A 13,880-nucleotide genomic window follows, 5' to 3' on the forward strand; every position below is an offset into this window, starting at 1 on the left:
CGATCACGCCGCCAGCAACTCCCAGCCCTGCGCATCGCGCAAGCGCAGCCCCGGTTGCGGTGCATCCACGCTGACCCGCACGCCGCTGGCCCACGGCAGCTGCCGCTGCTGCGGAAACCAGCGCCGCGCCTGATCGACCACGATCAACAGGCCATCATCGTCGCCCAGCGCGGCAAAACCTTCGAGCGCCGGCGCAAACGGCCGCACGCCGAAGTGATGGGCGACACTGCTGGTCACCACCGCGACATCGTTGCTGGGTAAGCCGATCTCGCTCACGCACAGCAACTCGTCACCGTGGAACGCACCGTCGCCGGTGGCCACGTCCTGTACCGCCCGACGCGCGATCAACTCGAGTACCGCGCCATCGGGGCCGGCGAAATACACCGATCGCGACTGCCATACGCCGTCCAGTTGAAACTGCCGGCGGCCATGTGGATCGGCAAGCAGCTTGCTGCGCTCGCCGATCCACTGCGCAGCGGCGTCGAAGCGCGACGGCGCCACGTTGAACGCCAGATGCACGCTGCCCACCGGCTGCTGCGCCTGCACGCATTCCAGGCTGCTCCAGCCGATGCGAATGCTGTTGCCGTGCTGCGGCAGCTGCAGTACCTCGCGATAGAAGCGCAGGCTGAGGTCGGGGTCCAGGCAGGGCAGCAACAGATGGCGAAGATGCATGGCGGGCGCAGGTGATGGAAGGTGCAGGCATTGAACGACCTCAATCGCGGTTGAGGTCAAGCGGTGTGCCCGGATGGTGTGCGCGGATTCGGCAGGGCACGTGCGCGCGCTGGTAACGTGCATGTTGTCTGCAGCGAAGGCCCTGGCCGCGATGATGTCGCCATGCAAGCAGCATTGCGGACATGCGTGCTTCCACAGGATCAATGACTTCGGGTGCGGCTGAGGGTGTGTGGATCAGACCTCGGCTCAAGAGAACCAGCGCCATCGCTGGTGGCAGGCAACCCAATCAAACATCTTTCCGCATGAGCAGGTGTAGGAGCGCACCTGTGCGCGAGGGCATTACCGGGAGAGCCACATCGCGCACGGGTGCGCTCCTACAACAACCGTGGTGCTGCCGGCTCAAGACCAGCCTGGCTCACAGCACTGCCGCCAGGGCCAGCCTGGCCAACGGCGTCTGGCCCTCTGTTGGCAGGTAGGAGCGCACCTGTGCGCGAGGGCGTTACCGGGAGAGCCACGTCGCGCACGGGTGCGCTCCTACAACAACCGTGATGCTGTTGGCTCGAGATCAGCCTGGCTCACAGCACTTCCGCCAGGGCCAGCCTGGCCAGCGGCGTCTGGCCTTCTGCTGGCAGGTAGGAGCGCACTTGTGCGCGAGGGCGTTACCGGGAGAGCCACATCGCGCACGAGTGCGCTCCTACAACAACCGTGGTGTTGTCGGCTCGAGATCAGCCGGGCTCACAGCACTTCCGCCAGCGCCAGCCTGGCCAGCGGCGTCTGGCCTTCTGTTGGCAGGTGTAGGAGCGCACTTGTGCGCGAGGGCGTTACCGGGAGAGCCACATCGCGCACGGGTGCGCTCCTACAACAACCGTGGTGTTGTCGGCTCGAGATCAGCCTGGCTCACAGCACTTCCGCCAGCGCCCACAGATGCCGGACCAGTGGCGCGGTGTCCAGGGCGCCGGGCGCGACTGCCAGGGCCAGCCGGGCCAGCGGCATCTGGCCTTCGATATCCAGATAGCGCACGCCGGGCAGCTGCAGCTGCGCAGTGGAGGCCGGCACCACCGACACGCCCAGTTCGGCGGCGACCAGGTTGACGATGGACGACATCTGCGGCGCCTCCTGGGTGATGCGCAGGGTCACGCCGGATTGCCGGCAGGCGGCGAGGATCTCGTCGTACAGGCTGGACCCGAAGCTGCGCGGGAACAGGATGAACGGTTCGCCCGCCAGCGCCGCCAGTGGCGCGCTGTTGCGGGCGGCCAGGCGATGCGCGGCGGGCACGGCGATCTTCATCGGTTCGTCGGCAAAGCGCAGCAGTTGCAGGTCGGGCGGCGTGCTCAGGCCGTAGCGCACGAAGGCCGCGTCCAGGCGGCCATCGGCCAGGGCCAGCAGCAGCCCGGCAGTGTTGGTTTCTTCCAGCAGCAGCTCGACCTGCGGCCATTGCCGGCGAAAGTCGCGGATCAGGTGCGGCACCACCGGGTTGAACGCGGCCGAGGCGGTGAAGCCCAGCCGCAGCCGGCCGGATTCGCCGCGCGCCACCCGCCGTGCGGTTTCCGCGGCGCGCTCCACATCGGCGAGCACGCGGCGCACCTCGACCAGGAAGGCCTCGCCGGCCGGGGTCAGCTCGGCGCCGCTGTGGGTGCGCCGGAACAGCGGCGTGCCCAGATCGCGCTCCAGCGCCTGGATCTGCTGGCTCAAGGGCGGCTGGCCGATGCCGACCCGCGCTGCGGCGCGGGTGAAGTTGCCCTCCTCGGCGACAGCCAGGAAGTAGCGCAGGTGGCGAAGTTCCATGCTATCTGTTCTGCATATGGCAACTGCCACGATCATATATTGGACAGGGGGTCAGCGCAGGCGAATACTCGCGGTCCCACGTCTCGATGCTGCGCCTGTGTCCTCTCCTGATCGCCGCACCGGCAGCCTGCCGGGCGCCACCGCTGGCCTTGCCGACAACGCCGCCGCCGGTGCGCCGGCCAGCGGCCGCATCCGCCTGGCCCTGTTCCTGGCCGGCTTTGCCACCTTCTCGCTGCTGTACAGCGTGCAGCCGGTGCTGCCGGAGTTTGCGCGCGCTTTTGGCGTGGACGCGGCCACCGCCTCGCTGCCGTTGTCGCTGGCCACCGGCGCGCTGGCCCTGGCGATCTTCTGTGCCGGCGCAGTGTCGGAGAACCTGGGCCGGCGCGGGTTGATGTTCGTATCGATCGCACTGGCCGCGGTGCTCAACCTGGTCGCCGCCTTCCTGCCGCACTGGGGCGCGCTGGTGCTGGTGCGCACCTTGTCCGGTATCGCGCTGGGCGGGGTGCCGGCGGTGGCGATGGTGTATCTGGGCGAGGAACTGCCGGCCAACAAGATGGGCGCGGCCACCGGCCTGTATGTGGCCGGCAATGCCTTCGGCGGCATGAGCGGGCGCATCGTGATGAGCGTGCTGACCGATCACTACGACTGGCGCACCGCACTGGCGGTGTTGAGCGTGTTCGACCTGCTGTGCGCGCTGGCGTTCTTCTGGTTGCTGCCGCCGTCGCGCAACTTCGTGCGCCGGCACGGCATCAACCTGCGCTTCCATCTGCGCGCCTGGGCCGGGCATCTGCGCGACCGCAACCTGCCGTTCCTGTTCGCGCTGCCGTTCCTGTTGATGGGCGTGTTCGTCTGCCTCTACAACTACGCCGGCTTCCGGCTGGGCGGGCCGGAATTCGGCCTGAGCCAGAGCCAGATCGGCATGATCTTCAGCGCCTATGTGTTCGGCATCGTCAGCTCGTCAGTGGCCGGTGCGGCGTCGGACCGTTTCGGGCGCGGCCCGGTGGTCACCACCGGCATCGTGTTGTGCGTCCTCGGCGTGGCACTGACCCTGGCGCATGTGCTGGCGCTGGTGGTGGCCGGCATCGTGTTGCTGACGATCGGCTTCTTCATCGCGCATTCGGCGGCCAGCGCCTGGGTGAGCCGGCTCGGCGGTGCGCACCGCAGTCACGCCGCATCGCTGTATCTGCTGGCGTATTACGCCGGCTCCAGCGTGATCGGCGCGCTCGGCGGCTGGTTCTGGCAACACGGTGGCTGGGGCGCGCTGGTCGGCATGTGCCTGACCTTGCTGGCGCTCGCCTTCGCCGCGGCCTACGTACTGCGCCAGCGCGCCGACGACACGCGGCCGTACGGGCGCTTTGCGCCGCATCCTGCACGCGGCGAGTGACGCGGTTCGACCGCCGCGTCCAAGCGCGACTGACTGCACGACTGCGCGGCGTCTGTCAGCCGCTCTAGCGCGCCCGCCTGCTGCGTCTGGTCTGCGCCGCAGGCGGCAGCGTGGCCGCGGCATCCGCTGAACCCTGCGCCAGGGTTTCCAGCAAACGCACCCGGCGCCGCTCCAGGTCGGCCAGCTGGCGCTCGATCAGCTGCAGGCGTGCCCGATGCGCCTGCGCGGTTTCCGGGCACATCTGCGCGCCTTCCACCAGGCGCATGCAATCGGGGAAGCCGAGGATGTCGTCCAGGCTGAAGCCGGTGGCGATCAGCCGCTGGATCTGCCGCACCTGCGCAACGCAGGCGGCGGGAAACACCCGGTAGCCGTTGGCGCTGCGCGAGGAGGTCAGCAGCCCATGCGCGTCGTAGTGGCGAAGCGAGCGCACGCTGGCGCCGGTCTGCAGCGCCAGCGCGCCAATGCTCAGCGATGGTTCGGACGATGTGGCCATGCGCCCAGCATACGTTGCACGCAACGCTTGACCCTCACATTGGTGTGAGGCTCGAGGATGGTGGCTCCCATTGTCTGGAGCTCACTCCGATGCCTGTTCGCTTTCTCCCCGTCATTGGTATGTTGCCGATGCGCTACCTGCTGGCCTGCCTGCTGCTGTTTTTCTCAACATCGGCTGCCGCAGGTCCGGCGGTCACCCCGGCGTCGCGCAGCTACACCGTCACCGCGCCCGACGGCGTGGCCCTGGCGGTGCAGGAGCATGGCGCCACCGATGGCCGGGCAATTGTGTTCGTGCACGGGCTGCTCGGCAGCCGCATCGATTGGGACGCGCAGCTGGCGGATCCGCGCCTGCAAGGCTATCGCTTGATCACCTACGACCTGCGCGGGCATGGGCTGTCCGGCAAGCCGGCGGCAGCGTCCGCGTATCGGGACGGCATGCGCTGGGCCGACGACCTTGCCGCCGTGGTGAAGGCCGCAAACGCGCGCGATGCGGTGCTGGTGGGTTGGTCGCTGGGCGGTGCGGTGATCAGCAACTACCTCACCCGTTATGGCGACGAAGGGCTTGGCGGCGTGGTGTATGTCGATGGCGTGATCGAACTGCGCGCAGAGCAACTGGGCGCGCATCCGGCGATCTATCGCGATCTGGTCTCCGACGACCTGCGCACGCACCTGCAGGCGGTGCAGGACTTCCTGCGGCTGTGTTTTGCCACCCAGCCTCCGGCGCCGGTGTTTGAAACCTTGCTGGCCAACGCGTCGCTGGCCTCGTGGGATATGCAACGGGCCGTGCAGGGCATGTCGATCGACGTTGCCGGCCTGCAACGCACACAGCTGCCGGTGCTGTTGATGTACGGCGCGCGCGATGCACTGGTGACCACCGGGCCGACGCTGGCGCGTGCACGGCAGCTGCAGCCGCGTGCGCAGACGGTGCTGTATCCCGATGCCGGGCATGCCCCGTTTCTGGAAGACAGCCCGCGCTTCAATCAGGATCTGCTGCGCTTTGTCGAACAGGCCGTCAACACCCACTGACGCGGCGTGACGGCACGCGCGATCCGTATGGTGCGCTGCGCTGTGCCGTCGACCCGCGCAGCGCCCGTTGCCGCCGCGCAGGTCGGCACGCCGATGGCGGCACACCCTGTCGCCATCGGCGGTTACAGCGTGGGCGACCTGCCGGCAGGTGCAGATCCGGTCGCCGGGTCGTACTGCGGATGGCCGGGGTCCATGCTGGGTGGCGTGGAGGCGTCGGGCCGCAGCGCGCTTTCGCGCCAGGCGCGCACCAGCAGGTCGCGCAGCATCGCCGCGCCGTCGCCGGCGGTGCGATAGACCATCGCGCGGCCATCGCTGCTGGACGCATCGTCGAAGGCGCCGGCCTTTTCCAGGCGATAGACCTGCTCGACACGGCCGGTGCCGATGTCGAGAAAGCCCAGGATCTGCTCGAACACATCGCCATCCTGGTGCGCCAGGGCCGGCATGCGGCTCAGCAGGTCCTGCGGGGTCAGCGCAATCTTCTCCACGTAATCGCTCTCGAACTTGCCGTGCACCTTTGGGTCGGTGCTGTAGCCGTGCGGGTTCGGCCCCTGCCAGCCGTCGTGATGGATGCTGTCGTGCTGCGGCTGCGCGCCATCGCCGATGTAGTGCGCAAACCAGCTGACGTAGAACGCGCAGTTGCGTTCGAGCTCTCGGGTGTCCTGGCCCTTGGCGCGCAGCGTGCGCAGCTGCCGCATGGTCGCCACGATGCGTTGGTAGCCTTCGGTGGCGGCGTACGGCAAGGTGCCGGCCCAACGCACGTTCATGCGCTGCGCCAGTTGCGGGTCGCTGCCGGCGATGCGCCGTTGTTCGTCGTACAGCGCCAGCACGAAGGCGTAGCGCGATCGCGGCGGGTGCTGCATGAAGGCGAACTGCTCGCGGAACCAGCCGTGATTGGGGTCTTCTTCGATCTTGAGGAAGGGTTCGCTTTCGCTGCGCCAGCCGTCCGGCAGCGTGGCGCCGTCGGCGATCACCTGCGCGTACTGCTTGAGGAAGACCGGGCCGTCGTCGGGCAGGGCCTGCACGGCGGCGCTGTCGATGGCGGCATGCGCGCGGTGGCCCCAGGCGGCGGCATCGCCGGAACACGTCGCTGCTGCAACCAGCAGCGCACAGGCAAGACGGGAAGCTGTCATGGCAGTCCTTGTGGCCTGCAGCGCGTCTGCGGCGCTACAGGCGATGGATCGGGAAATGGAGCGCTGGCATCGAGGCTGCGACACCCCGGACGCCGGCGCACTCAGAAGTGGTAGGTCACCACCAGCCGCGAGTTGCGCTCGTAGATCGGCCGGCCGTAGATCGGTGCGCGCGTGCCCTGGCCGGAGATGGTGTCGGTGCGCGGGTTGCCTTCGGTCAGCGCAAAGGTGTTGGTCAGGTTGTCCACCGACAGCTGCACGTCCCACGGCCCGTTGCGCACCAGGATGTTGGCCGCCAGGGTGTCGTAGGCGGCCAGCTCGGTGGTGTTTTCCAGGTCGGCGTAGCGCTTGCCCACATAGGCGTAGCGCAACGAGGTTTCCCAATCGAACGCACCGGTGGTGAACAACAGCGTCGGGCCGGCATTGCCGTACAGCTTCGGCTGGCGGTTGGGCATGTTGCCATCCACGTCGACCACGGCCACTGCGCCATTGGCCACCACTTCGGTCAGGTCGGACACCTTGGTGTCGTTGTAGGTCAGGTTGGCATCAAGACGTAGCCACTGCGCCGGCGTCCACACCGCCGCCAGTTCGATGCCGGGGTTGGTGACGCTGCCGCGGTAGTCCTTGGATTCGGCCGCGCCGGTCTGCGGATTCACCGCGCTGGTGCCGATGTTGTACGGGTCGTACTTGGTGTAGAAGGCGGTGGCGAACACGTCCAGCGTGTCGAAGTTGAGCTTGGTGCCGAGCTCGAACTGGTCGGCGGTGGGGATGTTGACGTTGCCTTCGTTGGCGCCCTCGCTGGGCGCGCGGTGCGCACGCGAGGCGCGGCCGTAGATGCCGACGGTGGGATTGATGTCGTAGTTGAAGCCCGCGGTCCAGTTGGTCACGCCCACGTCCAGCGCGGTGTGTGCGCGGGCCCCGGTGAACAGGCGCGCGGCATCGTCGGCCAGGGTGTCGGCCATGCCCAGGTTGCCGGTGCTGCGCAGCATGCTCCAGGCGCGGTAGCGGTAGCGCTCGTGACGCACGCCGGCTTCCAGGCGCAGCTTGTCGGTCACCTGCCAGGTGTCGGCGATGTAGGGCGCCAGCATGCTGGTATAGGCCTTGCCCTGGGTGCGGTCGGCGCCGTAGATCACCACGCCGTCCTTGGTCACGCCACCGACCACGTTGCCGGCCGCGTCGTAGCCGAGCAGGTCGATCGTGCGCGGGTTCTGCCGCATTTCCAGCAGATAGCTCTGGTAACGCGAATTGTAGGAACGCGCGTAGTAGGCGCCGTACACGCCGAGCGTGATGTCGTGGCTGTCGCCGCCCCAGTCGAAGCGGCGGTGCAGGCGCAGGTCGTCGGCGAACGAATCGGCGCGCACGTTCATGGCGCGGTACTGGCCCTGGATCACCAGGCCGTCGGTGCTGGCCGGATCGAAGCGGCTGCCGTCGTCGGTGTAGACGTAGCCCAGCGAGCTCAGGCCGGGAAACGCGGCGCTGGCGGCGGCGCGGCGGCTGTTGGCATACGCGGCGGCATCCTGCGGCGCATTGCTGGAATACAGCGCGTCGAAGGTCATGTTCAGGCGATTGACGATGGCCTTGTTGGACAGGCTCCAGCCGTTGTCGAAGGCCAGGTCCAGGTTGGCGCCCAGATGATTGAACTTCATGTGGCGGCCATTGGACAGGTCGCGCAACTCGCGCTGCGGCGCGCCGTTGGCATCGCTGGAGACGATGCTGGCGCGCTTCAGCTGCGCGCTGCTCAAGGTGCCGGTGAAGCGGTCGATCAACGGGTCCAGCGAACGCGCGGTGTCGCGCGGGTCGTACAGCGGGATCGGCATGTAGAACGCGTTCTTGTCGTCCAGATGCTTGGCGGTGAAGGTCAGCTTGCCGTGCTCCAGCGTGTGCGTGAGGTTCATGCGGAACTGCCCGCCCTCGTCGGCCGGAAAGCCCACGTCGCGGTAGCCATCGTTGCGCCGCACGAAGCCGCCGGCAGCCAGGTACCAGCCGTCGGCAAGCTTGCCCGACCAGTAGCCATCGAGCCGATACAGCCCGGTGTCGCCGACGGTGGTGCGCACTGCGCCTTCGGGGGTGTCGCCGCCCTGGCGGGTGACGAAATTGACGATGGCCGCGGCATTGGAAGCGAAGATCGGCGACGGCCCGCCGCGTACGGTTTCCACCGATTCGACCATCAGGTCCGGGCGCACCAGGCCTTCGGTCTTGTAGAAGTAGCCGTTGTTGTCCGGGTAGGGGCTGATGCCGTCTTCCTGGATCACCGCAAACGAGCCTTCGTCGGGAATGCCGCGGATGCGGTAGACGTTCTGCACTTCGCCGCCGGTGGATTCGGCATAGATGCCGGGCATGGAGCCGATCAGGCTGGCCAGGTTGAGCGGGGCCAGCTTGTCGATCTGCTCGGCGGTCAGCGCGGTGATCGCATACGAGGCGTCGAACTGGTTCTGGGCCTGGCCGGCACCGGTGACGATCATCCGGTCCAGCGAGAAGATGCCGTCCTCGCCCTTGCGGGTGGCAGGCGTGGCGGGTGCGGCCTCCTGCGCGAGCGCGGGGGTGGCCAGGGTCAGTGCAAGCAGGACGGCGAGCGGACGACGCGACACGGCACGACGCACTCCGGAGCGCGTCCGGATGTGGGTGTAGGGCATGGCAGGAGTGGGGTCAGCGGGGGAGCTGCCCACTGTCGCGGTGCCATGTTTCCGCAGCATTGCGTGTGCGCCCGATCACGCTAAGTTGGCGGACCCGCGTGCCGATCTGTGACGTGGCACGTGTTTTCAAGCGGTTTCAACCGTGTGCAGCAGGTTGCCGGCTGTGCGTCATTCGGTGCGCATCACCAAGCCAATCATTCCGCCCTCGGTGTCATCGCGCCGGTGCCAGCTCGGACATCGCAAGCTGCGCCACGCTGGCAGCCCCTTGTCGACGCTGTCTGGACCGGCGTGATCGTTGAGATCGGTGGCGATGCGATCGTGATTGACCGCAAAGCCTGCGTTACGCAGTGCCTTCGCCAGCGACACGGTGAAGCAATCGGGCGCTCGGCGCCGTCGCGCAGCGCCAGGGATGCGGAGCTGGAGAGGGGCGCTTGCTTGGAATCACCAAGAAGGCCCCCAGACTATGTGCCACCCATCCGTGTGTACAGTCGCCTTCGTGAGCACCTCATTCCCCCTGCCAGCACCGCGCAAGGCCCCGCAGCAAGCGCGCTCGCGCGCCACCGTGGAGGTCATCCGCCAGGCCAGCATCCAGGTGCTGGTAGCCGACGGACTACAGGGCTGCACCACCACGCGGGTGGCCGAGCGTGCCGGCGTGTCGGTCGGCAGCGTGTACCAGTACTACCCCAATCGGCAGGCGATGTTGATCGCATTGCTGCAGTGGCACCTGCAGGCGGTGATCGACGCGGTGGAACGGGCCTGCGCGCAACAGCACGGGCGCACGCTGGCGCAGCAGTGCGAGGCCTTGGTGCATGCCTTCGTGCAGGCCAAGCTGCAGCATGTGGACGTCTCGCGCGCGCTGTACGCCATTGCCGAACTGCATGGTGGCGCCGCGCTGGGGTCGCAGGCGCGCAAGCGCTCGCAGCAGGCGTTTGCCGCGGCGCTGGCCACCGCTGCGGATGTGCGCTTCGACGATTGCGAGGCGGTGGCCGAGATCGGCATGGCGGCCATCACCGGGCCGGTCAAGAGCCTGCTCGAGGAGGGTGCGCCTGCGGTGCGGATTGCGCCGCTGCAGGCGCAACTGGTGGTGTTGCTGCACAGTTACCTCACGGCCACCGGAGTTGCGCGATGACGGCGGTAGCAGTTCAGGACAGCAACGCGTTGCAGGACTTCATCGAGCGCCATCGGCGCCTGTTCGTGCTCACCGGCGCCGGTTGCAGCACCGATTCGGGCATTCCCGATTACCGCGATCTGCAAGGCGGCTGGAAGCGTCCGCAACCGGTGACGTTCCAGGCCTTCATGGGCGAGCTGTCCACGCGGCAGCGTTATTGGGCACGCAGTCTGGTCGGCTGGCCGCGCTTCGGGCTGGCGCAACCCAATGCCACCCATCACGCGCTGGCCGCACTGGAAGCGCGCGGCCAGCTGGAACTGCTGCTGACGCAAAACGTGGACCGCCTGCATCAGGCCGCCGGCAGTCAGGCGGTGATCGATCTGCATGGCCGGCTCGATGTGGTGCGCTGCATGGGCTGCGAGCGGCGCATGCCCCGTACCGAATTCCAGCTGCTGCTCGAGCACGCCAACCCCGGCTGGGCCGACCTGGACGCCGCGCAGGCGCCCGATGGCGATGCGGACCTGGACGATGTGGCCTTCGACAGTTTTGTGGTGCCGCCGTGCCCGGTGTGCGGCGGCGTGCTGAAGCCGGATGTGGTGTTCTTTGGCGAGAACGTGCCGCGCGAGCGTGTGGAGCGCGCATTTGCGCATCTGCAGGCGGCCGATGCGGTGCTGGTGGTGGGCTCGTCGCTGATGGTGTATTCGGGCTTTCGTTTCGTACAGGCCGCGGCCAAGGCCGGCCTGCCGATCGCCGCGCTCAACTTCGGGCGCACCCGCGCGGACGAGCTGCTCAGCCTGAAGGTCGAACAGTCGTGCGCGCAGGCGTTGGCGTTCCTGCACACCCCGTTCGATCCGCTGCGTGCACGCAGCGTCAACGACGCCAGTGCGCGCTCGGCATGACGCAGTGATCCATTGCAGCGGTTGTGCCCACGCGCGCGGCGCAGTGCAATGGGCATCCCCGTGTCATCTGTGGATGCCCCCTTGAGCCAGCTGTTCTCCCCCATTCGCTTCGGTCCGCTTGCGCTCGCCAACCGTATCGTCATCGCCCCGATGTGCCAGTACTCTGCACAGGACGGCCGCGCCAGCGACTGGCACCGCATCCATCTGGGCACCTTGTCGCAATCCGGTGCCGGCCTGCTGATCCTGGAAGCGGCCGCGGTGCAGCCGCAGGGGCGCATCTCCTACGCCGACCTCGGCTTGTACGACGATGCCACCGAGCAGGCGCTGGGCGAGGTGCTGGACTCGGTGCGACGGTGGTCGCCGATGCCGATCGGCATTCAACTGGCGCATGCCGGGCGCAAGGCCTCCACCGATCTGCCGTGGAACGGCGGCGAGGCGATCGCGCCGGATCACGCGCATGGCTGGCAGACCGTGTCCGCATCGGCGCTGGCGTTCCGTGACGGTCAGCCGTTGCCGCAGGCACTGGACGAGGCCGGCATCGATGCGGTGGTACAGGCCTTTGTCGATGCGGCACGGCGCGCCGAACGCCTGGGCCTGGCGCTGATCGAACTGCATGCCGCGCATGGCTATCTGATGCATCAGTTCCTGTCACCGCTGAGCAATCAGCGCAGCGATGCGTATGGCGGTTCGCTGGAAAACCGCATGCGGCTGACGCTGCGCATCTTCGACGCGGTGCGCGTGGCGGTGTCGGACAAGATTGCCATCGGCGTGCGCATCTCGGCCACCGATTGGGTGGAGGGCGGCTGGGATCTCGAGCAGAGCCTCGCCTTGTCCAAGGCGCTGGATGCGCGCGGTGCGCACTACATCCATGTCTCCAGCGGCGGGCTGGATCCGCGTCAGCAGATTCCGGTGCAGGCGGGCTATCAGATTCCGTTTGCGCAGCAGATCAAGGCGCAGGTCAGCACACCGGTGATCGGCGTGGGCCTGATCACCGAGCCGGCGCAGGCCGAGGCGATCCTGCAGGACGGCCAGGCCGATGCGATCGCGCTGGCGCGCGGCATCCTGTACGACCCACGCTGGCCGTGGCATGCCGCTGCCGCACTCGGCGCGTCGGTCACGCCCTCGCCGCAATACCTGCGCTGCGAGCCACGCGATGCGCGTGGCGTATTCGCCAGCTGATCCATCCGATAGACGTCATAACGAACAAGGACAACGCATGCCGATAGGATTTCTGGGCTTGGGGACGATGGGCCTGCCGATGGCGCACAACCTGCTGCGCGGCGGTTTCGAACTGTGTGTGTGGAATCGCTCGCCGGAGCGCGCGCAGTCGCTGCGCGAGGCCGGTGCCACGGTGGTGGATGCGCCGCGCGACGCCGCGCACGGCCCGTTGCTGTTTTCGATGCTGGCCGACGACAACGCGGTGCGTGCCACCGTGCTGGAGCAAGGCGTGCTGGACGCGCTGCCGGCCGGCAGCGTGCACGTCAACATGGCCACCATCTCGGTGGCACTGGCGCACGAGCTGACCGCCCTGCATGCCGAACGCGGCGTGGCCTATGTGGCCGCACCGGTGCTCGGCCGGGTCGATGTGGCCGAAGCCGGCAAGCTCAACATTCTGGCCGCCGGCGACGAGGCGGCGCTGGCGCGCGTGCAGCCGATGTTCGATGTGCTCGGTCAACGCACCTGGGAGATCGGCCGCACCCCCGAGCAGGCCAATGCGGTCAAGCTGGCAGCCAACTTCTGCCTGGCCAGCGCGATCGGCGCCATGGCCGAAGCCAGCGCGCTGGCACGCGGCCACGGCGTGGATGCCACTCAGTTCCTGGGCATGCTCACCAGCACCTTGTTCGCCGCGCCCGCGTACCAGGGCTACGGCCGCCTGATCATGCAGCGCGAGTACCTGCCCGCCGGCTTCACCGCCACCCTGGGCCGCAAGGATGTGGATCTGGCGATCCAGGCCGGCGCCGACAAGCAGGTACCGATGCCGCTGGGCGAGTTGCTGCGCGCCGGCCTGGACGAGGCCATCGCGCATGGCGACGGCAACGCCGACTGGGCGGTGCTGGCAGAAGTATCGGCGCGGCGGGCCGGGCAGGCCTGATCGCAACCCAGGCGCGCGCGTGGGTTCTGCGCAGCGTGCCTGGCCTTGCAGGTGACGCGCGATGCGTTTTGCTCACCTCAACATGCAGCAGACCTTCTAAAATGCCGGCTCGTGACAGCCGCCGCTCCAGGGAGGATGCGATGCGACACCTGCATATCACGCTCGGTTCGACCGAGCGCACACCGCGCGCAACGACCTGCGCCGGTGGGACACGATGACCGCCGTACCGGTCGTCGACCAGGGCCCGGTGGGCCCAGACCACCCCGAGCATCCGGACCACTATCTGTTCGCGCAGATCCGCGAAGCGGTGGCCGCGCTCGATGCCGAGTTGAACAAACCCACCGACGAGGCCAGCGTGCGCATGGCCGCGCGCCTGCTGCCGCTGGCCAAGCAACATGGCTTCGACCAGGTGGATTACGTGGTGCTCAGCCGGCACGTCGGCGAGGTGGGCGAGAACGTGTTTCTGGTGCGTGGCGAGCTCGCCGATCCGGCGCATCTGCGTGCGCACATCACCACCCAGGAAGCGATGGAGACCTCGGTGGAGGCATCGATGGCGCAACTGGACGAGATCAATCGGCGGCTGATGCTGCGCCTGCCGCCGCGCTGAGTCGCAGCGGAAAGTTACGGGCGCAAGCACTGCGCCCGCAGCCGGGCGCATTGGC

The 13,880-nt window shown here is 68.0% G+C and carries 13 protein-coding genes; 7 read left to right on the plus strand and 6 right to left on the minus strand.

Annotated elements, in window-relative coordinates; all coding sequences use genetic code 11:
• Positions 1-3 precede the first annotated feature (3 nt).
• Together AC1KVE_RS15605 and AC1KVE_RS15610 are read right to left on the minus strand one after the other, a co-directional pair.
• Positions 4-672 (minus strand): VOC family protein, encoded by a 669-nt coding sequence (locus AC1KVE_RS15605; protein ID WP_104569253.1) that lies wholly within the window; start codon positions 670-672, stop codon positions 4-6.
• Positions 673-1,569: 897 nt separating this feature from the next.
• Entirely contained in the window at positions 1,570-2,457 is an 888-nt protein-coding gene (locus tag AC1KVE_RS15610; RefSeq protein WP_047126309.1) for a LysR family transcriptional regulator, read from the minus strand.
• Positions 2,458-2,554: 97 nt separating this feature from the next.
• Between AC1KVE_RS15610 and AC1KVE_RS15615 the strand changes: the two genes are divergently transcribed.
• A complete protein-coding gene (locus AC1KVE_RS15615; protein WP_386139481.1) occupies positions 2,555-3,841 on the plus strand; it encodes an MFS transporter in 1,287 nt (428 codons plus the stop codon).
• Between the two features lie 64 nt (positions 3,842-3,905).
• Here AC1KVE_RS15615 and AC1KVE_RS15620 read toward each other — a convergent pair whose 3' ends face one another.
• Positions 3,906-4,334 carry a MerR family transcriptional regulator gene (locus tag AC1KVE_RS15620; RefSeq protein ID WP_481092904.1) on the minus strand — a complete coding sequence of 143 codons (429 nt, stop codon included), beginning with the start codon at positions 4,332-4,334 and terminating at the stop codon, positions 3,906-3,908.
• An 89-nt stretch (positions 4,335-4,423) separates the two neighbouring features.
• Between AC1KVE_RS15620 and AC1KVE_RS15625 the strand changes: the two genes are divergently transcribed.
• The gene (locus AC1KVE_RS15625) at positions 4,424-5,359 is read left to right on the plus strand and encodes an alpha/beta fold hydrolase (RefSeq protein WP_481092903.1); all 936 of its coding nucleotides are present in this window, start codon (positions 4,424-4,426) and stop codon (positions 5,357-5,359) included.
• A 122-nt stretch (positions 5,360-5,481) separates the two neighbouring features.
• Here the strand turns inward: AC1KVE_RS15625 and AC1KVE_RS15630 are convergent, their stop codons facing one another.
• The 3 genes from AC1KVE_RS15630 to AC1KVE_RS15640 all read right to left on the minus strand — a co-directional run bounded on the left by AC1KVE_RS15630 (position 5,482) and on the right by AC1KVE_RS15640 (position 9,485).
• The gene (locus AC1KVE_RS15630; RefSeq protein ID WP_481092902.1) at positions 5,482-6,489 is read right to left on the minus strand and encodes a phospholipase C/P1 nuclease family protein; all 1,008 of its coding nucleotides are present in this window, start codon (positions 6,487-6,489) and stop codon (positions 5,482-5,484) included.
• Positions 6,490-6,590: 101 nt separating this feature from the next.
• Positions 6,591-9,074 carry a TonB-dependent receptor gene (locus AC1KVE_RS15635; RefSeq protein ID WP_481092901.1) on the minus strand — a complete coding sequence of 828 codons (2,484 nt, stop codon included), beginning with the start codon at positions 9,072-9,074 and terminating at the stop codon, positions 6,591-6,593.
• A 213-nt stretch (positions 9,075-9,287) separates the two neighbouring features.
• A complete protein-coding gene (locus AC1KVE_RS15640; protein ID WP_481092900.1) occupies positions 9,288-9,485 on the minus strand; it encodes a hypothetical protein in 198 nt (65 codons plus the stop codon).
• Between the two features lie 97 nt (positions 9,486-9,582).
• On the opposite strand from AC1KVE_RS15640, the gene AC1KVE_RS15645 reads away from it, so the two are divergent.
• From AC1KVE_RS15645 to AC1KVE_RS15665, 5 genes are all read left to right on the plus strand, one after another.
• Complete coding sequence (locus tag AC1KVE_RS15645; RefSeq protein WP_481093067.1) at positions 9,583-10,248, plus strand: TetR/AcrR family transcriptional regulator; 666 nt, start codon at positions 9,583-9,585, stop codon at positions 10,246-10,248.
• Positions 10,245-11,126 carry an NAD-dependent protein deacetylase gene (locus AC1KVE_RS15650; RefSeq protein ID WP_226427015.1) on the plus strand — a complete coding sequence of 294 codons (882 nt, stop codon included), beginning with the start codon at positions 10,245-10,247 and terminating at the stop codon, positions 11,124-11,126. Before AC1KVE_RS15645 ends, AC1KVE_RS15650 begins: the two co-directional genes overlap by 4 nt.
• Before the next feature lie 60 nt (positions 11,127-11,186).
• Entirely contained in the window at positions 11,187-12,305 is a 1,119-nt protein-coding gene (locus tag AC1KVE_RS15655; RefSeq protein ID WP_226427014.1) for an NADH:flavin oxidoreductase/NADH oxidase, read from the plus strand.
• A gap of 37 nt (positions 12,306-12,342) precedes the next feature.
• Positions 12,343-13,218 (plus strand): NAD(P)-dependent oxidoreductase, encoded by an 876-nt coding sequence (locus AC1KVE_RS15660; protein ID WP_154831258.1) that lies wholly within the window; start codon positions 12,343-12,345, stop codon positions 13,216-13,218.
• Positions 13,219-13,432: 214 nt separating this feature from the next.
• Complete coding sequence (locus AC1KVE_RS15665; RefSeq protein WP_016901471.1) at positions 13,433-13,825, plus strand: XVIPCD domain-containing protein; 393 nt, start codon at positions 13,433-13,435, stop codon at positions 13,823-13,825.
• The last annotated feature ends 55 nt before the right edge of the window (positions 13,826-13,880 follow it).

This window comes from Xanthomonas sp. NCPPB 2864, assembly GCF_056675615.1.